This is a genomic window from Roseateles subflavus, assembly GCF_030285365.1.
Taxonomy (GTDB): Bacteria; Pseudomonadota; Gammaproteobacteria; order Burkholderiales; family Burkholderiaceae_C; genus Roseateles_B; species Roseateles_B subflavus.
The window spans coordinates 358597-379087 of the sequence record NZ_JASVDS010000001.1 but is presented as its reverse complement, the minus strand read 5'-3'; the positions used below and the strand labels follow the sequence as shown (position 1 = coordinate 379087).

General features: G+C 71.9%; 19 protein-coding genes. 12 read left to right on the top strand and 7 right to left on the bottom strand.

Annotated elements, in window-relative coordinates; translation table 11 throughout:
* Positions 1 to 115 precede the first annotated feature (115 nt).
* Complete coding sequence (locus tag QRD43_RS01715; protein ID WP_285980743.1) at positions 116 to 751, top strand: LysE family transporter; 636 nt, start codon at positions 116 to 118, stop codon at positions 749 to 751.
* A 97-nt stretch (positions 752 to 848) separates the two neighbouring features.
* Positions 849 to 1763, top strand: coding sequence for a DMT family transporter (locus QRD43_RS01710; protein ID WP_285980742.1), 915 nt, complete (start codon positions 849 to 851; stop codon positions 1761 to 1763).
* A gap of 22 nt (positions 1764 to 1785) precedes the next feature.
* On the opposite strand, the gene QRD43_RS01705 is transcribed toward QRD43_RS01710, so the two are convergent.
* The 4 genes from QRD43_RS01705 to alr all read right to left on the bottom strand — a co-directional run bounded on the left by QRD43_RS01705 (position 1786) and on the right by alr (position 6338).
* Positions 1786 to 2289: a hypothetical protein gene (locus QRD43_RS01705; protein ID WP_285980741.1), complete on the bottom strand. Its 504-nt coding sequence runs from the start codon at positions 2287 to 2289 to the stop codon at positions 1786 to 1788.
* 38 nt (positions 2290 to 2327) lie between these two features.
* Positions 2328 to 4565 (bottom strand): sensor histidine kinase, encoded by a 2238-nt coding sequence (locus tag QRD43_RS01700; RefSeq protein WP_285980740.1) that lies wholly within the window; start codon positions 4563 to 4565, stop codon positions 2328 to 2330.
* A gap of 108 nt (positions 4566 to 4673) precedes the next feature.
* The gene (locus QRD43_RS01695; protein WP_285980739.1) at positions 4674 to 5051 is read right to left on the bottom strand and encodes a PspC domain-containing protein; all 378 of its coding nucleotides are present in this window, start codon (positions 5049 to 5051) and stop codon (positions 4674 to 4676) included.
* Between the two features lie 168 nt (positions 5052 to 5219).
* Positions 5220 to 6338 carry an alanine racemase gene (alr, locus tag QRD43_RS01690; protein ID WP_285980738.1) on the bottom strand — a complete coding sequence of 373 codons (1119 nt, stop codon included), beginning with the start codon at positions 6336 to 6338 and terminating at the stop codon, positions 5220 to 5222.
* Between the two features lie 303 nt (positions 6339 to 6641).
* Here alr and lplT point away from each other — a divergent pair, with 303 nt between their 5' ends.
* Positions 6642 to 7919, top strand: coding sequence for a lysophospholipid transporter LplT (gene lplT, locus QRD43_RS01685; RefSeq protein WP_285980737.1), 1278 nt, complete (start codon positions 6642 to 6644; stop codon positions 7917 to 7919).
* A gap of 75 nt (positions 7920 to 7994) precedes the next feature.
* Here the strand turns inward: lplT and QRD43_RS01680 are convergent, their stop codons facing one another.
* Positions 7995 to 8891: a hypothetical protein gene (locus tag QRD43_RS01680; protein ID WP_285980736.1), complete on the bottom strand. Its 897-nt coding sequence runs from the start codon at positions 8889 to 8891 to the stop codon at positions 7995 to 7997.
* 318 nt (positions 8892 to 9209) lie between these two features.
* Here QRD43_RS01680 and QRD43_RS01675 point away from each other — a divergent pair, with 318 nt between their 5' ends.
* Complete coding sequence (locus tag QRD43_RS01675; RefSeq protein ID WP_285980735.1) at positions 9210 to 10070, top strand: DMT family transporter; 861 nt, start codon at positions 9210 to 9212, stop codon at positions 10068 to 10070.
* A gap of 26 nt (positions 10071 to 10096) precedes the next feature.
* Positions 10097 to 10588, top strand: a complete 492-nt coding sequence (locus QRD43_RS01670) for a glutathione peroxidase (RefSeq protein WP_285980734.1) — start codon at positions 10097 to 10099, stop codon at positions 10586 to 10588.
* Positions 10589 to 10594: 6 nt separating this feature from the next.
* Here QRD43_RS01670 and QRD43_RS01665 read toward each other — a convergent pair whose 3' ends face one another.
* Positions 10595 to 11005: a hypothetical protein gene (locus QRD43_RS01665; protein WP_285980733.1), complete on the bottom strand. Its 411-nt coding sequence runs from the start codon at positions 11003 to 11005 to the stop codon at positions 10595 to 10597.
* Between the two features lie 106 nt (positions 11006 to 11111).
* On the opposite strand from QRD43_RS01665, the gene QRD43_RS01660 reads away from it, so the two are divergent.
* The gene (locus QRD43_RS01660; RefSeq protein WP_285980732.1) at positions 11112 to 12920 is read left to right on the top strand and encodes a di-heme-cytochrome C peroxidase; all 1809 of its coding nucleotides are present in this window, start codon (positions 11112 to 11114) and stop codon (positions 12918 to 12920) included.
* Here QRD43_RS01660 and QRD43_RS01655 read toward each other — a convergent pair.
* Complete coding sequence (locus tag QRD43_RS01655; RefSeq protein WP_285980731.1) at positions 12907 to 13692, bottom strand: Crp/Fnr family transcriptional regulator; 786 nt, start codon at positions 13690 to 13692, stop codon at positions 12907 to 12909. The two genes, QRD43_RS01660 and QRD43_RS01655, sit on opposite strands and share 14 nt — an antisense overlap.
* A gap of 57 nt (positions 13693 to 13749) precedes the next feature.
* On the opposite strand from QRD43_RS01655, the gene QRD43_RS01650 reads away from it, so the two are divergent.
* From QRD43_RS01650 to QRD43_RS01625, 6 genes are all read left to right on the top strand, one after another.
* Positions 13750 to 14922, top strand: a complete 1173-nt coding sequence (locus QRD43_RS01650) for a DUF2332 domain-containing protein (protein ID WP_285980730.1) — start codon at positions 13750 to 13752, stop codon at positions 14920 to 14922.
* Between the two features lie 288 nt (positions 14923 to 15210).
* Positions 15211 to 16404, top strand: a complete 1194-nt coding sequence (locus QRD43_RS01645) for an amino acid aminotransferase (protein ID WP_285980729.1) — start codon at positions 15211 to 15213, stop codon at positions 16402 to 16404.
* Positions 16401 to 17402 carry an alpha/beta hydrolase gene (locus tag QRD43_RS01640; RefSeq protein ID WP_285980728.1) on the top strand — a complete coding sequence of 334 codons (1002 nt, stop codon included), beginning with the start codon at positions 16401 to 16403 and terminating at the stop codon, positions 17400 to 17402. The genes QRD43_RS01645 and QRD43_RS01640 overlap by 4 nt, the downstream gene beginning before the upstream one ends.
* 135 nt (positions 17403 to 17537) lie before the next feature.
* Positions 17538 to 17768: a hypothetical protein gene (locus QRD43_RS01635; protein ID WP_285980727.1), complete on the top strand. Its 231-nt coding sequence runs from the start codon at positions 17538 to 17540 to the stop codon at positions 17766 to 17768.
* A 43-nt stretch (positions 17769 to 17811) separates the two neighbouring features.
* On the top strand, positions 17812 to 19395 hold the full coding sequence (dacB, locus tag QRD43_RS01630) for a D-alanyl-D-alanine carboxypeptidase/D-alanyl-D-alanine endopeptidase (RefSeq protein ID WP_285980726.1): 1584 nt from the start codon (positions 17812 to 17814) through the stop codon (positions 19393 to 19395).
* 142 nt (positions 19396 to 19537) lie between these two features.
* Entirely contained in the window at positions 19538 to 20347 is an 810-nt protein-coding gene (locus tag QRD43_RS01625) for a substrate-binding periplasmic protein (RefSeq protein ID WP_285980725.1), read from the top strand.
* Positions 20348 to 20491: the final 144 nt, after the last annotated feature.

Sequence of the window (20491 nt, the reverse complement as noted above, 5' to 3'; positions counted from 1 at the left end):
GCGTTCATGACCCAGGCCCCGTGACCTCGGCAAAAACCCGGACAAAGTGCTACAACCACGGTTCGCCGCCGCCCACCGCTGTCTTCGGGCGCGGCCTTCGCTGGAGCACCTCGACATGGAATTCTCGACCTGGCTGGCCTTCTTCGCCGCTTCCTGGGCCATCAGCCTCTCGCCGGGCGCCGGCGCCATCGCCGCCATGAGCTCCGGCCTCAATCACGGCTTCCGCCGCGGCTACTTCACGACCTTTGGCCTCGTGCTGGGCATCCTCACGCAGATCGTGCTGGTCGGTGCGGGCCTCGGCGCGCTGATCGCCGCCTCGTCCTTCGGCTTCGCGCTGGTCAAGTGGTTGGGCGTGGCCTACCTCGTCTACCTGGGCGTGCAGCAGTGGCGCGCGCCGGCCAAGCCGCTGGTGGCGGCCGCCGAGCCGGGCGAGGCCCGCGCGGTGAGCCTGCGTCAGCTGGTGCTGCGTGGCTGGGCCATCAACGCGGTCAACCCCAAGGGCACGGTCTTCCTGCTCGCCGTGGTGCCGCAGTTTCTGGACATGCACCAGAGCCTGACGTCGCAATACACCGTCATCGGCGCCACGCTGTGCTTCACCGACCTCGTGGTGATGGCGGGCTACACGGCGCTGGCGGCCAAGGTGCTCTCCGCGCTGCGCAGCGCCGAGCACATCAAGACGCTCAACCGCGTCTTCGGCAGCCTCTTCATCGCCGCCGGCACGCTGCTGGCCACCTTCAAGCGCGCCGCCTGAGCCGGGCCTGCGCAGGAACCGGGTCGCCGCACGCGGCGCACCCGTCGTGAAATGCAACGGACGCGCCCTCACGGCGCGTCTTCTTTTTGGAAACTGAATGAGTACGACTGCAATGCCGGCCGCCCCCAGTGCCGGTCTGTCCTCCCGCTGGCTGTTCTGGGGCCCCACGCTGATCTGGGCCAGCACCTGGCACGTGATCCTCTACCAGCTGGACAGCGGCGTGCCGGTACTGAACTCCGTGGCCTGGCGCTTCGCCCTCGCGGCGCTGATGCTGGCCGGGCTGGCGCGCTGGCATGGCGAGTCCCTGCGCCTGCCGCTGTCGGCCCACGGCCTGATGCTGGCCACCGGCATCGTGCAGTACAGCGGCAACTACTTCTCCGTCTACGAGGCCGAGCGCCACATCCCCACCGGTCTCGTGGCGGTGCTGTTCTGCCTGATGGTCTTCGGCAATGCGCTCTCCGGGCGGCTGTTCTTCGCCCAGACGGTCAGCCGGCGCTTCCTCGTTGCGGCCAGCGGCGGGGTGGTGGGCGTCGTGATGATCTTCTGGCCCGAGATCGCCGCCACCGGCGCCCGGCCCACCGCGGCGCTGGGGCTGGGCCTCGGGCTGCTGGCCGTGCTGTGCGCCTGCGTGGGCAATGTGCTGACGCTCACGCTCACGCGCCGCGGCCTGCCCCTGGTGCCGGTGCTGGCCTGGAGCATGGGCTACGGCTCGGCCTTCCTGGCCAGCCTCTCGCTGGCCAACGGCACGGGCTGGCACTTCAGCTGGCAGCCGAGCTACCTGCTGAGCCTGCTGTACCTGGCCGTGGCGGGCTCGGTCATTGCCTTCGTGCTGTATTTCAAGCTCGCGCAGCGCCAGGGGCCGGCCCGGGCCGCGCTCACGGGCGTGGTGATTCCAGTGATCGCGCTGGCCATCTCGGCGCTGCTGGAGGGCTGGGTGCCCACCGCGCTGTCCGTGGCGGGCATGGCCCTGTGCCTCGGCAGCATCTACGCCGCCACGCGGCCGCAGCAGTAGGCCGGCGCGCCCCGGGGGCGCCTCAGGCGGGCGCGGGCCGGTGTCGCAGCGCGAGCGTGCCGCCGGCGGGCAACGACTGCCAGTCCTGGAGCATCCGCAGCGCCTGCGCGTGGAGCGAGGCGCCGTAGTGCCGCGCGTCCGTCGCCGGCACCCCGACACCGCGCGCCTCGCAGGCCAGCCGCACGCCGTCGGCGAAGGCGTCGGCATCGAAGCAGCCGGCCCACAGCTGGGTCTGCAGGGCCTCGACCACCGCCTCGACCTGCCAGGCCCCCGCCGCGGCCTCGGCCGCCTCGGCCGGGTGCGCATGGAGCTGGCGCATCGTGAAGGCCGGCTCGGCACCCCGGGCGACCTGGTCCAGGAAACCCTGGCGCAAGGCGGGCAGGGCCTCGACCAGCACATGGATCAGGTCATGCGGCAGGGTGCCCTGACGGGGCATCTGCAGCCGGACGCGGCTGCCGTCGTCGCGCCGCAGCTCCAGGGTGTCGACCTTGTCCTGAGCCGGGTGCTTGGTGGCGATCAATTCCATGGCGCCAGGATACGGGGGCCGGGCGCACCTTCGCGGCCTCAGGCCCGGTCCATGGGGCCCGCCGGGGCGATCTTCGGCAGCGAGAGCACAAAGCGCGTGCCTTCGCCCAGGCGGCTGCTGAGCTCGATGTGGCCGCCCAGCACATCGCAGACGATGGTGTAGACCAGGTGCAGCCCCAGCCCGCTGCCGCCCTGGCCGAGGCGCGTGGTGAAGAAGGGCTTGAAGACCTGGTCCAGGTGCTCCGCCGGGATGCCGCGGCCGTTGTCGCTGAGGGCCAGGTGGATGTGCTCGGCATCCTGGCTCAGCAGCTCGATGCGGATGCGCCCGCCCGGTCGATCCCCGAAGGCGTGGATCACCGCGTTCTGCACGAGGTTGGTCAGCACCTGGCCGAAGGGCCCGGGGTAGCCGTCCAGGCTGAGATCCTCAGGCAGCTCGATGAGCACCTCGTGCTGCGGCCCCTTGAGCGAGTGCTGCAGCAGGTGGACGACCTCCTCGCAGACCTGCCGCAGCTGGAAGGGCCGGCGCTGGAGGCTGGCGCGGTCGATGGCGACCTGCTTGAAGTCGCGCACGAGGCCGGCACTGCGCTTCAGATTGCCCAGCGTGAGATGCAGGCTCTCCTCGGCGAGCTGCAGCTGGCGCTCCAGCTCGCTGCGGCGCACGGCCGGGCCGGCGAGTGTCTCGCGCACCGCGCGCAGGGTCTCGGCGGCGGTGTCCGCACCGATCAGGGCGTTGCCGATGGGCGTGTTCAATTCATGGGAGACCCCCGCCACGAGCGAGCCCAGGCTGGCCAGCGTGTCCCGCTGCACCAGCTCCTCGTGGGCCTGCTGCAGCTGCTGGCCGCGCTCCTGCACCCGGGCCTCGAGCGAGAGATTCAGCAGCCGCACCGACTCCTCCGCCTGACGACGCTCCTGCACCTCGTGCTCCAGGGCGCTGCGCACGCTGTGCTCCTCGCGGCGGTGTGCGGCGAGGCCCGCCGCCAGCGTGTCGAAGGCCCCGGTCAGGCGGATGAGCTCGGGCGAGGCGGCGGCCGGCAGCGCGCTGGGCTCCTCGCCGCCGCGCACGCGCTTCGCCTGCGTCTCGATGGACTGGCTGAGCGCCTCCAGCGGTTCGTAGAGCCGGCGCCGGACCACGCCCCGCAGCAGCAGCAGCGTCAGCACCAGGCCGAACAGGCCCACGCTCAGCATCCAGCGCACGACGGTGCGCAGGATGCGGTCGATGCTGTCCACGGGAATGATGCGCACCGCCCACCAGTCCGGCCCCGGCATGCGACTCCAGGCGACCAGGTAGCGGCCATCCGCCGTCATGCCGTCCTGTCCGCCCGCCTGGCCGCCCGTGCCGGCGCCCCGGGTCTTCAGCAGCGTGTGGACCTGGTCGAGCACCGGGTCCTTCAGGTCCTGCAGGGCCAGCTGCCCCTGCGCCTGGGCGATGCGCTCGCGCAGCTGCGGGTGGGCGATCAGCTGACCGGCGCCGCTCAGGATCATGGCCGTCGAGCCCATGGGCGCCTCGGCGTCCACGATCTGCTGCAGCAGCGCGTCGATGGTGATGTCATGGCCGACCGTGCCCACCCAGCGCCCCTGCCAGTCCAGCGGCTGGATGACCGAGACCATCCAGGCCTTGGCCTCGGTGTCGAAGTAGACCGGGGTCCAGAAGCGCTGCCGCTGCGGATTGCGCGCCGGGTCCGAGCCGGTCATGGTCGGGTAGCTGAAGTTGTCGGTGGTGGGCGTGGCGCTGCGGCCCCAGTCGATCCCCCGCGAGAACACCATCAGGCCCTTCTCGACGAAGTCCGTGTAGACCGAGAAGAAGGGCGGCACGAGCGCCGGCCCCTGTTCGAGCAGCAGCTGGTGGCTGACGACGGCGCGCCGCCTCGCGGAGGCATCGGGGCCGTGGGCACCGTGCTGCAGATAGAAGGTGGGCGCGCGCTCGGTGTCGATCCAGCGCGGCTTCAGCCGCCAGACGCCGTCCGCCTGACGCTCGAACAGCTCGGCCCAGCGCCGGTCGATCTCGGCGTCACTGGCCTGGCCGATGCGGCGCTGCCATTCCTGCCCCAGGCGCTCGACGCTGGCCTGCGCCTGCAGAAAGACCTGCCCCTGCTGCGCGGCATGCAGGCTGACGGTGCGGCGCATCACCGGCGGCACCACCTGCAGGGCGGCCTGGCCGATCACGGCATAGGCCAGGCCGGTCAGCACCGCCAGCATGACGGTCACCAGCAGGCTCAGCTGCAGGACCAGCTGCCGTGACAGCGACTGCCGCAGGAAGACATTCAAGAGTCGCTTCATGGACCCCCGGGGGTGGGCCGACGCCGGTTGGGTCGGTGAATGCCCATGCTACCCCGAGGGTCGGGATTCCGGCGCCTCAGCCGTGTGGCGAATCCCCGGATCGCCCGGTCATTCCTCGGGCACGAAGATCCACAGCAGCAGGTAGATCAGCAGGCCGCCGCCGACGCACAGGCTGGTCAGCACGAAGAGCAGGCGCCAGATCCAGGACTCGACGTTGGTCATGCGGCCGAGACCGCCGCAGACGCCGCCCAGCCAGCGGTCGTTGAGGCTGCGGCGCAGGAGGGTGTTGCCGGCCGCACCGGCCGTGCCGCTGCCCATGCCGCTGCCCATGCCGGCCTGGAAGCCGCCCTGGCTCTCCTGGCCGCCCGCCGCCGCGGACTCGCCCTGCAGGATGCGGGCCTTGGCGCGTGCGAACTCGTCGTCGCTCAAATGGCCCTGGCGATGCAGTTCCGCCAGGCGTTCCAGCTCACTGCTCATGCTGCTCATGTCTGCTCCTTGTGGTCGAGAACCCCTTGTTCTCAGGTGCAAGCCTACCGCGACCGCCGCGCCGTCCAAGCCGTCCGCGACGACCTGCCGCACGGCCCGCCTGGGCTGCACCAAGAGGGGACTGCCTGCAGCAGGAGCCGCCGGGAAGGGCGCGGATCGCCCGGTGGCTCAGGGCTGGATCGGCTCGACGCGCACCGGCACGCGGCGGGTCACGGCGCACATCAGCTCATAGCCGATGGTGCCGGCCGCGCGGGCGACCTCGTCGATCGACAGGACGGCGCCCTGGCTGCTCTGGCCCCACAGCGTCACCTCGGCGCCGAAGCCGGCGTCGGGCAGCTCGGTGAGGTCCACCGCCAGCATGTCCATGGAGACGCGCCCCACCGTCAGGCTGCGGCGGCCGTTGACCAGCACCGGCGTGCCGCTGCCGGCATGGCGCGGGTAGCCGTCGGCATAGCCGCAGGCCACGGTGCCGATGCGCATGGGACGCTCGGCCACGAAGGTGCTGCCGTAGCCGACGGAGTCGCCCGGCTGCAGATGCTGCACCGCGATCACCTGGGCGCGCAGGCTCATGCCGGGCCGCAGGTCCCAGTGGGCCAGGTCGTGCTCGGGGAAGTCCGGCACGCCGCCGTAGCTCATGATGCCGGCGCGGACCCAGTCCGCCCGCACCTCGGGACGCTGGTTGTAACGCAGCGTCGCGGCACTGTTGGAAAGCGAGCGCTCACCTGGAAGGTCCTGCGTGGCGTCCGTCCAGGCGGCCATCTGGTGGGCGATGCCGTCCTCGCCGAAGCGCGTGGCGTCGGCGTCGGAGAAGTGCGTCATCAGCGAGATCTCGTCGACCTGGGGCAGGGCGTTGAGCCGGGTCCAGGCGGCACGGAAGGCCTGCGGCGAGAAGCCCAGGCGGTTCATCCCGCTGTTCATCTTGAGGAAGACGCGGTGGGGCTCGTGCGTCTTGTGCATCGCCAGCCAGTCGATCTGCTGCTCGCAGTGCACGGCGTGCCACAGCTTCAGGCGGGAGCACAGCTCCAGATCGCGAGGCTCGAAGCAGCCCTCCAGCAGCAGGATGGGGCCGCGCCAGCCGAGGTCGCGCAGGCGCTGCGCCTCGTCGAGGTCCAGCAGGGCGAAGCCATCGGCGGCCCGGAAGGCCTCGAAGACGTTCTCGACGCCATGACCGTAGGCATTGGCCTTGACCACCGCCCAGACCTGGGCGTCGGGGGCACAGGCGCGGGCACGCGCCAGGTTGTGGGCCAGGTTGGACGGGTGGATCAGGGCTTGGATGGGGCGCGGCATGGTCGACATTGTGGCAGCAAAGGCCGAGGGTTTGCCCTAGCCTGCGGGCCGGCCGTGCGCTGCGCGCGGCCGGCGGCGCGCCGGGCGGGCGGCAGCGCCGTCACCGCCATGGCCTGCGAAGGATTGCAGCCGGGAGCGGCGTGCGCCCCATCGCGGCGCCCCCTGACGTCATGGCGCCCACAGGCCTGCATGCTATAAACCCGCCGCAGCATGGCCCGCTTGTGAAGTTTTGTGAGGCGTTTACGGGGGCACGGCTCTTCTCTCCATTGCTTCGACAAGACAGGCATTCACAAGCTCGGGTCCATGAAAAAAGGCTTCTACACCATCATGGCGGCGCAGTTCTTCAGCTCGCTGGCTGACAACGCGCTCTTCGTCGCCGCCGTGGAACTGCTGCGCAGCGGTGGCTCCCCCGAGTGGCAGCGTGCCGCCCTGGTGCCCATGTTCGCGCTGTTCTACGTCGTGCTGGCGCCCTTCGTCGGCGCCTTCGCCGACGCCGTGCCCAAGGGCCGGGTGATGTTCATCTCGAACAGCATCAAGGTCGTCGGCTGCCTGCTGATGCTCACCGGCCTGCACCCGCTGCTGGCCTACGCGGTGGTCGGCCTGGGCGCGGCGGCCTACTCGCCGGCCAAGTACGGCATCCTCACCGAGCTGCTGCCGCCGTCCCAGCTGGTGAAGGCCAACGGCTGGATCGAGGGCCTGACGATCACCTCCATCATCCTGGGCGTCCTGCTGGGCGGCCAGCTCGTGGGGCAGCACATCGCGCCGGCGCTGCTGTCGCTGGACCTGCCCTTCATCGACACCGGCATCGACACCCCCGCCGAGGCGGCCATCGCGGCCCTGGTGAGCCTGTACGCGGTGGCAGCGCTCTTCAACCTGCGCATCCCCCGCACCGACACGGCGCTGCAGCCGATGGGCCGGGACATGCTCTACCTGGTGCGCGACTTCGCCAACTGCAACTCGCGCCTGTGGCAGGACAAGCTGGGCCAGATCTCCCTGGCCACGACCACGCTGTTCTGGGGCGTGTCGGGCAACCTGCGCTACATCGTCCTGGCGTGGGCGCTGGCGGCGCTGGGCTACGGCACCACGCAGGCCTCCAGCCTCGTCGGCGTGGTGGCCATCGGGACGGCGGCCGGCGCCATCGTGGCCTCCATGGTCATGCGCCTGGACAAGGCCACCGCCGTGGTGCCGCTGGGCATCGCCATGGGCCTGCTGGTCATCCTGATGAACTTCATCCACAACGTGTGGGTGGCGGCGCCCTTCCTGATCGTGCTCGGCGGCATCGGCGGCTACCTGGTCGTCCCGATGAACGCCCTGCTGCAGCACCGGGGCCACAACCTCATGGGCGCCGGCCGCTCCATCGCGGTGCAGAACTTCAACGAGCAGGCCTGCATCCTGGGCCTGGGCGCGCTCTACACGGGCATGACCCGGGTGGGCATGTCGGCCTTCGGCGCCATCACCATCTTCGGCCTGGTCGTGGCCGGCACCATGTGGCTGATCCAGCGCTGGCATCGCAGCAACCTGGTCCACCATGCCGACGAGGTCCAGCGCCTGCTGGCCATCGCCCGTTCGGACAAGCACTGAGCGCCGCGGCGCCTGACAAGCGAAGGGGCGCCATGGGCGCCCCTTTTGCATGGTTCCGGCGGTGCCGGCGCCGGATCAGGCCTTCTTCTTGCCGCCGGTGTTCCCGTTCAGCACGCCCTCGATGTGCTCGCTCCAGGCACGGGCGATCTTGAAGCAGCCGCTGTGGTTCAGGTGGATCTCGTTGAACCAGTCGCCGCTGTTGCCGCTGGAGCCGGGCGCGGCCAGGGCCAGGGGCACGGCGGTGGAGTCGAAGACATGCAGGCGCGGGTAGAGCTGCTGGTCGGCGGCGAGGCGCTTGAGCAGCTGGGCCAGGTGGTGGACCATCAGCCGGCTGACGGCCGCCCAGTCCGCCGCGGGGATGGCATAGGCCTTGAGCGCCGGGTAGAGCCAGGGGCCCGAGGCATCCTCGGCACCAGCCGGGCGGGGCATGGGCACGGCGTAGCTGTGCATGAAGACCGGCTTGCCCGCCGAGGGACCCTGGTCCCGCAGGCTCAGCAGGTGGCGCAGGTTGGCGCTGAGGTAGTCGGCGTAGGTGGCCCAGCCGGGCTCGGAGAAATAGCGGGCGACGCCGGCGGCAGGGGGGCCCCATTCCGTCTGGCGGCGCAGCAGGCGCAGGTGGAGCTCCACGGGCTCGCCGCCCGGCAGGTGCGCGGGCGTCTGGGCGGCCTTCACGAGGTCGTTGCCGCCCACGGAGAGCAGGATGCCGTCCCAGGTCGGCGCGTCGTCCGCCGAGAGCAGGCGGACGAAGTCCGGCGCGGACTCCAGATCGACCATGTGACTCAGCGCGTTGCTCTGCCCGGCGCAGTTGACGGCCAGGGCCTTGTCCCGGAAAACGAGTTCTTCCAGCAGGTTGGCATGCGCATTCATCTGCGCGGCCGTGAAGCTGAACCAGGAGTCGCCCTGGGCCAGCAGTCGCCAGCGGTAGGCGCTGAGGTCCGGCGCCGGTTTGGTTTGCAGATCAGCCGGGGTCAAGCAGGCCAAGTGGTCCAAGTCGGGCTCTCCCTAGTTCGTAGGCTCATCACGGATGGCAGGCCTGCCGAGAAGGCCGGCTCGATGGCGTCCCGATTGGAGTCGCTTCCCCTGCGGAACACCATGCTATAAACCCTGCGCATTGTGGGTCGGCAGTGTGTCGGCTTTCCAATGGATTTCAAGGGGTTGTTGCAGCGAGCCAACCCATGCCCTGTAAGCAGTGACACGGTCCGGACGGTCTGCCTGCACCTGGGGGGCATGACCTGACCCCATCCGTCGCGCCGGCACTCGCATCCGCCGGCTCTTGTGTGCGCCTGCTGCATGGCTTTCATCGGTCTGATCTTCAACGCCCTGGTCTGGGGTCTCTCGTGGTGGCCGTTCCGGCAGTTCCAGGCCGCGGGGCTGCATCCCCTGTGGGCCACGGTCAGCTTCTTCAGCCTGTCCTGGCTGGTGATCGTGGTGCTGCGCCGCCAGGCCTGGCGCGAGCTGCTGGCCACGCCCTCGCTGTGGCTGATCATGGCAGCGGCGGGCACGACCAACACCTTCTTCAACTGGGGCGTCTCCACCGGCGATGTCGTGCGGGTGGTGCTGCTGTTCTATCTCATGCCCCTGTGGGCCGTGCTGCTGGCGCGGCTGATCCTGGGCGAGCACCTGACCCGCCTGGCGCTGCTGCGCATGGCCCTGGCCCTGGGCGGGGCGGCGGCCGTGCTGGCGCCGGCGGGGGGCGGTCTGCCCATGCCCTCGAGCCTGTCCGACTGGCTGGGGGTGCTCGGCGGGATGTCCTTTGCCCTGAACAATGTGCTGCTGCGCCGCGAGGCCGGCCGCAGCGCGGAGGCCCGGGCCCTGGCCATGTTCACGGGCGGCATGCTGGTGTCGTCGGCCACCGCCACCGTGATGGCCAGCCAGGGCCTGGTGCCGTGGCCGGCCCTGGCGTCGGCCCTGTGGCTGCTGCCCCTGGCTGGCATGACGCTGCTGTTCTTCCTCTCGAACCTGTCGCTGCAATATGGGGCAGCGCGCCTGCCGGCCAACGTCACCGCCATCGTGATGCTCTGCGAGGTGCCCTTCGCAGCGCTGTCGTCCCTGGCCTGGGGCGGCGGGAGCCTGACGCTGCAGACGGCCCTGGGCGGCCTGTGCATCGTCGGCGCGGCCCTGCTGGCGGCGCTGGAAAGGCGGCGAGGCTAATATCCAGCCTCCTGCAGGAGCCAGTCATGCCAAACCCGACGGTCTACGACTTCAACGCCACCGCCATCGACGGCCAGCCCTTCTCGCTGGGCGCCCAGCACGGCAAGGTGCTGCTCATCGTCAACACCGCCAGCGAATGCGGCTTCACGCCGCAGTTCAAGGGCCTGGAGAAGCTCTGGCAGGACTTCCGCACGCGCGGCCTCGTCGTGGTGGGCTTCCCCAGCAACGAATTCGGTGGGCAGGACCCGGGCACCAACGACGAGATCTCCTCCTTCTGCGAGATCAACTACGGCGTGACCTTCCCCATGATGTCCAAGGTGCAGGTCAACGGCGACAAGGCCGATCCCCTGTGGCAGTGGCTCAAGAAGGAGAAGCCGGGCCTGCTGGGCACCCAGGCGATCAAGTGGAACTTCACCAAGTTCCTCGTCGGCCGCGACGGCCGCGTGATCCGCCGCTACGCACCCAACGACACCCCGGAAGCCCTGCGCGCCGACATCGAGGCGGCGCTGGGCAGCTGAGCCCGCTCAGCAGGCGAGCGACTCCCGCAGCTGCGCGCCGTCCAGCGCGACGAGCAGCGCCGCGGCCTGCAGCCGCAGGCGCCCGCCGCGCGATCCCTCCAGCGTGAGCGTCAGCCGGCCCTTCAGCCGGCCGGGCAGCGTGAGGGTCAGGTCTTGCCCATCGCACTGCAGATGCGCCGAGGCGATGCGCCCCGGCACCAGGGCTGCCGCCTCCCAGTCCTGAATTCCCGTGAACTGCAGCCGCAGCGGCCACACCCAGCCCTGCTGCGGGGCGCGCTGCGTGAGGCTGGGCCAGTGCACCCGGGCGCTGGCGAGCGTCAGCACGGCCTCGTCCCCGCGGCGCTCGGCGCTGTCCAGCTCCGAGTCCGCCAGGACGAGGGTCAGGGGCGAGGGCCAGTCCGCGGGGGTGGAGTACATGCCTTCATTGTCGGCGCCATCCCTAGCTCTATGGATGAAGTGATCCTGCAGCCGCGTTGCCCCGCTTCTACAGTCCGGCAGAGGTCCACAACAAAGGGGAAACAAGATGAACAGGACGCTTCAACGCGGGCCACTGGCCCTGGCTTGCGCCGCTCTGGCCCTGGCGGCCTGCGCCGTCTGGCAGCCCGTCCCGAACAACACGCCGGTGCCTGACAGCGCCGGCCCCATGCCGGTCTTCAGCCTGGATCAGGGCTGGGACCAGAAGACGCAGATGTCCTTCTGGTTCACCTCGCAGGGCTCGCAGATCATTCCCTACCGCTGGTTCCTCGTGCTGGAGCGGGCCGAGAGCACCGAGCCCTTCCGCAGCCGTGCCCACATCGAGCAGCTGGGCTACCTGCCGGCCGACCCCGGGCCCGGCGCCTGGAACCCCGACGGCCTGCCCGTGGGCTTCACCCGGGCGACGGACGCCAAGGGGCAGGACTGGATGGGCCTGAGCTGCGCAGCCTGCCACACGGGCCAGATCAACTTCAAGGGCCGCGGCCTGCGCATCGACGGTGCCCCGGCGCTGGCGGACTTCAACCGTTTCTTCGCCGAGCTGGTGGCCGCGCTGCAGGCCACGCAGGTGGACGAGGCCAAGTTCCAGCGCTTCGCCACGGCCCTCGGCCAGACGAGCCCGGCACAGCAGCAGGCGCTGCGCGAGGCGCTGGCGCGCGAGGCGGCCGAGTCCGCGTCCCGGCTGGCCCTGAACCGGCCGACGCAGAGCCCGGGCCATGCGCGGCTCGACGCCTTCGGCAACATCTTCAACGAGGTGCTGGTGACCTCCCTGGACCTGCCGGCCAACGCGCTGCCGCCCAATGCGCCGGTGTCCTATCCCTTCCTGTGGGATACGCCCCAGCACGACAAGGTGCAATGGAACGGCTCCGCGCCCAACGGCCCCATCGGCCTGGGCGAGGTGACGCGCAATGTGGGCGAGGTGCTGGGCGTGTTCGGCAACCTGCGCATCGAGGACTGCAAGCCCATCGGCTGCCGCTACCCGAGCTCCGTCGACATCCGCGCGCTGGGGCACCTGGAAGGCTGGCTGCGCAGCCTGTGGTCGCCGCAGTGGGACGAAAAGCTGCTGGGCCCCCTGGACCGCAGCCTGGCGAAGCAGGGCGAGGCGATCTACGGCCAGCAGTGCGCGCAGTGCCACCTGCCCATCGAGCGCACCAACCCCTACCGGCGCATCACGGCGCAGATGCACGATGTCGGCACGGACCCGACCATGGCCACGGCCGTCGCGATGCGCCAGGCGCTGACCGGCCGGCTGCAGGGCGTGCAGATCACCGGTGCACCGCTGGGCACGCGCTACGGCGCCAAGGCACCGGGCGCCACGATGGTGGTGCAGGGCGCGCTGGGGGTGATGCTGTCCGACATCCCGTCGACGCTGGACGCCCTGATCCTGCAGTACGAAGCCCAGCTGGCGGACGAGCTGCGTGGCGCCGGCCAGTTCCAGCCGCCGGCCGGCTGGACGCACCAGCGCCCCACGGCGGAGCTGCTCAAGCAGGTGCTGTCCTCGCCTCCGGCCCCCGGTGTGGCCCATGACGCGGCACCCGCCGTGGCGCCGGCGCCCGCGCCAACGCCCGTGGCGACCTACAAGGCCCGGCCGCTGAACGGCATCTGGGCCACGGCGCCCTACCTGCACAACGGCTCGGTGCCCAGTCTCTGGGCGCTGCTGCAGCCGGTGGCGCAGCGGCCGGCGCGCTTCTTTGTGGGCAGCCGCGAGTTCGATCCGGTGCGCGTGGGCCTGGTGAGCGATCAGGGGCCGTCCAGCTTCGACACCACGCAGCCCGGCAACGGCAACACCGGCCATCTGGCCGGCACCACCTTGCCCGAGGCGGACAAGCGCGCCTTGCTGGAGTACCTCAAGACCTTGTGAGCGCCGGGCCGGCGGGACGCCACCAGATGCAGCGATAGGCCTGGCGCAGCCGGCCTTCGCGCGCCTGCTGGCCCAGCCATTCGTTGACCGTCTGCCGTGAGACGCCCGCCAGCGCCGCGAGCGCCGCCTGGCTGGCCCGCAGCCGCCGCCAGCCCGGCTCGCCCGGCACGTCCTCGCCCCGCTCCTGGTCCAGCTGCTGCAGGCTCAGCAGCAGGCGCTCGGCCGCGGTGGCGTGCCGGGACGCCGCCAGCAGGCCCAGCGTGCCCGCATAGCGCCCGGCGAACTCCCGCATGAGGGCCCGCGCGAATCCAGGCAGCTGGTCCATGAGCCAGGTGTAGGCGCCCGGGCCGATGGCGATCAGCTGGCTCGGCTCGCGCGCCACGGCCTCGTAGCGCGAGGGCTGGCCGCACACGAAGCCCGCCAGGCCGAAGAGCCGCGGTGGCGCCACGGCTTCCAGCACGGACACCTGGCCGTCCAGCCCGCTGAAGCGGGCCTCAACCTCGCCCGCCGCCACCGCAAAGAAGGCCTGCGGCCGATGGCCCTGCAGCAGCACCGGCTGGCCGGGCGCCAGCGGCAGCAGGCGCAGCAGGGGGCCGAGCGCCGCCCAGCGGGCGTCGTCCAGCGTCGGCCCGAGGCCCGGTGACAGCGCGTCCAGGACCGCGGTGAAGGCGGCACGCACGTCCGTCCGCGGGGCGTGGCCGTCTCGGGGCGCGGCCCGCCGGGCAGAGCGGGCGGGCGCAGGAGGGGGCGGGCGGTGTCGGGGAGCGGTCATGGTGAGATTGTCGGGTGTCCGACTGTTCTGGCGAGGCGGCCGCCCTATGCTGCCCGCATGACTGCCGCTCTCCACCTGTCACACCTGCCATGCCCCCCCGGGCCGGATGCCCCGGCGGCGCGGACCGACTGGTCCCGCGTCTTCCGGGCCTTCGCGGCCGAAGACTGCCCCGAGGAGCCGCTCTATCAGGCCATCGGGCGCGCGCTCGCGGCGCAGCCCGCCCTGCTGGCGCCGATGGACGAGACGCCCCCGGAGCAGGCCCGGCCGAACCTGTACCTCGCCGCCCTGCACAGCCTCGTGATGGAGGCGCCGGCGTCGGCGTTGGCCGCCTATTTCCCTTCGGTGGGCGGCACCCGGATCCCGGACGCGGCCTTGCCTGCGGCACTGGCGGCGTTCGTCGAGGCGCACGAGCCGGCGCTGCGGGCGCTGCTGCGCCGTCGGGCAACCCAGACCAACGAGATCGGCCGCTGTGCAGTGCTGTGGCCCGCCCTGCAGCACCTGGCCCGGGCCGGCGGGCGCCCGCGCCTGGCGCTCTTTGACTTCGGCTGCAGTGCCGGGCTGAACCTCGGGGTGGACGCCTACGGCTACCGCTATCTCGACCCGCAGGCCGCACCGGGCCAGGCGGCGAGGCTCGAGGTGGCCCCGGCGTCGTCCGACGCGCCCGTCGCCACCTGCCGCTGGCACGGTGCCTTCCCGTCGCCGGAGCCCGGCTTCGCGCTGGCCCGGCGCCTGGGGGTGGACCTCGCGCCCCTGCAGGTCGCCGACGAGGCTGACGCCCGCTGGCTGCTCGCCTGCCTGTGGCCCTACGACCACGAGCGGCGGGCGCGGCTGAGCGCGGCGCTGGGCGTGGCGTGCCGCCAGCGCTGGCCCGTGCAGGCGGCGTCGGACGGCCTGGCCGTGCTCGAGTCCTGGCTGGACGGCCTGCCCGCCGACGTGCAGCCGGTGCTGTTCAACAGCTGGGTGCTGTACTACTTCCAGGAGGCGGACCGGCATCGCCACCGGGCGCGCATCGAGCAGCTGATGGCGGCGCGCGGGCTCTGGTGGCTCAGCGCCGAGGCCCCGGCTCACAGCGACTGGCCGGCTGACGTGCCGCTGGCCGCCCGTCCCGAGGCGCTGTCGGCCGGGAGCGCCACGCTGTGGCAATGGCGCCGCGCCGGGCAGGCGCCCCAGGCGCTGGCATGGTCCCATCCGCATGGGCGCTTTGCGCACTGGCTGGCGCCCGCCGGCTGAGGCGGCCCTCACGCCTGGCCGGCCCCACCGGCCCCACCGGCGCCGCGGCCCCGGGCGGGTCCGCACGGGTGTCCTTCGGCACGCGAACATCGGCGGCGGCTGGCATAGACTGCGCGCCAATCCCCCGCCGCGTGGCCTGTGTCAGCGCCCTTGGCGGGCAAGCCTCCCCTCATCAGGGACGAAGGCGACCGCCCCGCTGCGGCGGGGCTGCCGACCGGCCCGCGGGGCCTGTCTGGCAGCCCCCGGCCGCATAATGGCGGGCTGACCCAGACCCCCGGAGTGACTGCCATGTTCCAACACGTTGACGCCTATGCGGGCGATCCCATCCTCAGCCTGAACGAAGCCTTCCAGAAGGATCCGCGCGCAGGCAAGATCAACCTGTCCATCGGCATCTACTTCGACAACGACGGCCGCATCCCCATGATGGATTCGGTCCGCAAGGCCGAGCTGGCGGTGGTCGAGACCGCCGGCGCGCGCCCCTACCTGCCCATGGAGGGCCTCGCCGCCTTCCGCAGCGAGGTGCAGGCCCTGCTGTTCGGCCGTGACGCCGAGGTGCTGAAGGCCGGCCGCGTGGCCACCATCCAGAGCGTGGGCTCGAGTGGCGGCCTGAAAGTCGGCGCCGACTTCATCAAGCGCTACTTCCCCGAGAGCGCGATCTATGTCTCCGACCCGACCTGGGACAACCACCGCGCCGTCTTCGAGGGCTCGGGCATCGCGGTCAAGACCTACCCCTACTACGACCCCGTGAGCGGCGGCGTGCGCTTCAACGAGCTGCTCGAGGCCGTGCAGGCCATGCCCGCCAAGAGCGTGGTGCTGCTGCACGCCTGCTGCCACAACCCCACCGGCGTGGACCTCACCCCCGTGCAGTGGGACACCCTCATCCCCCTGCTGAAGCAGCGCGAGCTGCTGCCCTTCCTGGACATCGCCTACCAGGGCTACGGCGACGGCCTGGAGCAGGACGCCTTCGCCATCCGCGCGATGGCCGACGCCGGCCTGCCCTTCTTCGTGGCCAACAGCTTCTCGAAGAACATGAGCCTGTACGGCGAGCGCTGCGGCGGGCTGTCGGTCGTCTGCCCGGATGCCCAGCAGGCCACGCACGTGCTGGGCCAGCTCAAGGCGACCATCCGCCGCAACTACTCCAACCCGCCGATGCACGGCGGGCAGCTCGTGGCCAAGGTGCTGGGCGACCCGGCCCTGCGCGCCCTGTGGGAAGGCGAGGTCGAGGAGATGCGCGAGCGCATCCTCGCCATGCGCAACGCGCTGCACCAGACGCTGTCGGCCAAGCTGCCGGGCCGCAACTTCGACTACTTCCTGCACCAGCGCGGCATGTTCAGCTACACCGGCCTCACGCCGGCGCAGGTGGACCGCCTGAAGGACGAGTTCGGCGTCTACCTGGTCCGCTCGGGCCGCATGTGCGTCGCCGGCCTGAACACCAAGAACGTGGAAGCCGTGGCGAACGCCATGGCCGCGGTGCTGGCGTGAGCCGAGCCGGCCGCATCGCCTGGGGCGCCGCGCTGGCGCTGCTGGCCTGCGGCCTGACGTTCTCCATCGGCCCCCGCAACGGCGAGATCGCCTGGGAGCCGGCGCCGACGACGCCCGTGCACCTGCCGGAGCCGCTGGAGGCGCTGGAGCGCCATCTGCGCGCCGAGGAGGCCCGCTTCCCGGGGCTCACGCCGGGCACCGAGAAGCACATCGTCTGGGGCGAGAAGGGCCGCCAGCGCGCGCCCTGGGCCGTGGTCTACCTGCATGGCTTCTCGGCCACGCGCCAGGAGATGGCGCCGCTGCCCGAGCGCCTGGCCGCGTCCCTCGGGGGCAACACCTTCTACACCCGCCTGGCGGGCCATGGCCTGCCCGGCGAGGCCATGGGCGAGGCCAGCATCGGCCAGTGGAAGGCGGATGCGCTGGAGGCGCTGCAGGTCGGCCAGCGGCTGGGCGAGCGCGTGCTGGTCGTCGGCGCATCCACGGGTGCCACGCTGGCCGCCTGGCTGGCGCAGCGCGAGGAAGCCAAGGACGTGGCCGGATGGGTGCTGATCTCCCCGAACTTCGGTCCCCGGGACCCGAAGGCCGGCGTGATCAACTGGCCCTGGGGCCGCAGCATCGCCCGCATGGTCCAGGGCCCCGAGTACCAGGAAACGCCGGCCAACGAGCGCAAGGCGCGCTTCTGGACCCACCGCTACCCCACGAAGGCGCTGTTCCCGATGATGGCGCTGGTCGAACGTGTGCGCGGCAGTGAGCTGGGCAAGATCCAGGCGCCCACGCTCATGCTCATGTCCCCGCGAGACACCGTCATCGACGTCAGCGAGGCCCGTGCGGCCTTCGAGCGCATCGGCAGCGCCCGCAAGCAGCTGATCGAGGTCGACTACAGCGAGTCCCCGGGCCAGCACGTGCTGGCCGGCGAGATCGACGCCCCCCGGGCCGTGCAGCCCATGCTCGAGCAGATCCGCGAATTCGTCGCGACGCAGGTCGAGCCGCGCCCCTGAACCGCGCGCCCCCGGCGTGCCACCGCTACAGGGGACGGCACCCCGAAACAGGGGGCTTCTGCGCCTCAAATGCGATGGCCTGACGCGGCCCGGCGGCGCAAACTCAAGCCATCACTGACGCCGCCGAGGTCAACCATGGCACAGCTGATCAAGCCCCGCGGGGCCTCGCTTCCCGAGACAGGCATGGCGCGCATGGCCGCGCTGGGACGCACTGCCATGAACGCCATCGCGCGGCCGTTGAGCCTCGCGAGCAGCAGCAAAATCGAGGGCCTGGACGTCCAGGACTCCACGCTCGAGGAATGGGAGCAGTGCCAGTCCCAGTTCGAGGACAAGTTCCGGCACGGCGTCAGCGACTACCTGCGCTGAAGCCCGCCCGGCGCTCCCGTCGGCAGGCGATACAGTGCGGCCCATGCGCCGCTCCTCCCTGCCTCCCGCCTCTTCCGGCCGCGGCCTTGCGCTGGCCCTGGTCCTGAGCACCACGGCCCTGCTCGCCACCGGCACGCCGGCCGGGGCCGAAAAGACCCGGCCCACCCGGACCGCCCCCGCCCGCACGCCGCCCGCGCTGGTGCTCGACCCCGCCGAGACCCGCCGCCCGCAGGCGCCCGAGACGACGCTGCCGGCGCCCGTGCGCCAGGCGCTCGCGGAGGTGGGCATCCCGGCCGAATCCCTGGCGGTGCGCGCCTTTCCCCTGGACGATCCCGCGTCCGGCCTCGTCTGGCAGGCCGAGCGGCCCATGGTGCCGGGTTCGGTCATCAAGCTGCTCACGGCCGCCGTCGCGCTGGACCGCCTGGGCACGGAGCTGCGACCGCGCACCGAGCTGCTGGCCGATGCGCCGCTCCTGCAAGGCGTGCTGGACGGCCCGCTGTACCTGCGAGGCGCCGGCGATGGCGACTTCGACACCGCCGCGCTGTGGTCCCTGCTGCGTCAGCTGCGCTTGTCGGGCGTTCAGACCCTGGCCCAGGGCGTGGTGCTGGACCGCTCGCTGTTCTCGCCCGCGCGGCCGGACCTCGTGACCCCGCCGTTCGATGAGACCCCGAACTTCGCCTACAACGTCGTGCCCGACGCCCTGCTGCTGGACGGCGGCGTGCAGCAGCTGGAGTTGCGCAGCGCGGGCACCGGGGCGTTGCAGGCCCGCCTGCCGGACTGGCCGCAGGTGGAGGTGGACACCCGCGCCGTCGCGCTGGCCGAGGCCCCCTGCCGTCACTGGGACGTGCTGCCGCTGACCTTCCGCTTCCTGCCCCCGCCCGCCGGCGCGCCGGCGCTGCCGCCCCGCCTGATCCTCGAGGGGCGCTTCCCGGTGAGCTGCGAGCAGAAGCCGTGGCTGCAGGCACTGGATCGTCAGTGGGTACTGGCTTTCACGCTGCGCCAGCTCTGGCAATCGCTGGGCGGCGAGCTGCGCGGGGAGATCCGGGACGGCGTGACGCCGGCGGCGGCCCGCGTGCTGCAGGCCCACGGCGGGCGGCCGCTGGCCGAGAGCCTGCGCGGCGCACTCAAGCGCTCCGACAACCTGCAGCTGCGCCTGCTCTACCAGCGCCTCGGCGCAGCGGCCTCGGACGGCGCCAACGCCGCCAGCACGCAGGACCGCGCCGCCCTCGCGACGCAGGCCTGGCTCGCGCAGAACGGCCTGGACAGCGCCGGCCTCGTCCTGGACAACGGCGCCGGACTGTCACGCACCGAGCGCATCAGTGCCGATGCGCTGGCCCGGCTCATCCGCCACATGGTGCGCAGCCCCCGCGCGCCGGAATGGCTGTCCGGCCTGCCGGTCGCGGGCGTCGACGGCACCTTGCGTCGGCGTTTCGTGGGCGCGCCGGCCCAGGGGCGGGCACGGCTCAAGACCGGTACGCTGCGGGACGTCGTCTCGCTGGCCGGCGTCGTCCAGGACGGCCGCGGCCGGACCTGGGTGCTGGCCGTGATGCTCAACGACGAGGCCGCCGGCTGGGCCGGCCGCCCGGTGCTGGACCAGCTCGTGAACTGGCTGGCCAGCCGGCGCTGACTCCCGCAGGCGCCCCGTCCGGCGGCCGCTGGCGGGAGTGCCGGGCCCCGTGCCGAGGACCTCGGGGGCGGCGTCTTGACCTGCGGCAGCACCCGGCGACAACGCCGGGCGCCCACATCCCGGGCTCCGATATGCTTGCCGCATGCGATTCCCCACCTGCCTTGCCGCCGCCTGGATCGTGTCCGCCGTGATGGGCCTGGCCCCGGCCGTGTCGAGCGCCGAGCCGCTGCCGGCCGGCCCGGCGCTGCGCCGCTTCGTCACCGAGGCGCTGCCGCCCTACGTCGTCGAGCGCCAGGGCCGGGCGACGGGCCCGCTGGTGGATGTGCTGCGCGCCGTCTGCGAGCAGCTCCGCTGGCGCTGCGACATCCAGCTGCTGCCCTGGCGACGGGCCTATGCCGACGCCGAGGCCGGTCGCGTCGACGGCATCTTCCCGCTGCTGCAGACGGCGGAGCGCGAGCCGCTGTTCCTCTTCAGCAGCCCGGTCATCGACGCTCGCTACGCCCTGTTCTCGCGCAGCGGCCAGAGCTACGTCTACCAGGGGCCGGCCAGCCTGAAGGGTCGCGAGATCGGTGTCTACGGGCCCTCGGGCACCTCCTCGGCCCTGGCGGAGCTGGCCCGCGAGCTGCCCGGCCTCGTCATCCACACCGAGCCGGACAACAGCACCGTGCTGCGCAAGCTGGGCCACGGCCGCTACGGCGAGCAGGGCCTGGCCTTCATCAACGAGAGTGTGGCGCTGTGGCTGCTCAAGCAGGAGCGCCTCCAGGGCCTGCAGATGGCGGGGGCCGTCCGCGAGTTCACCTATGGCTACGGCCTGGTGCGCGCCCGCTGGACGCCGGCGGACTTCGAGCAGTTCGACGACGCGCTGCAGCGCCAGTGCCGGCAGGGGCGCACCGCCGCCCTGCTGCGTCCCTACATGGTGCCGGCGTCGGCCTGCGCGCTGCAGCCGCGCTGACGGGGCCAGCGAGCCGCCGGCCCGGCCGGCGCTGTCTCACATCGGCTGCACATCCGAGTGCTTCGCTGCGGTGTCAGCCGCGTGTCGTGGCCGGCCCGCTATGCTCGGCGCCCTTGGCAGGCGAGGCAGGGTGACCGGATGGTG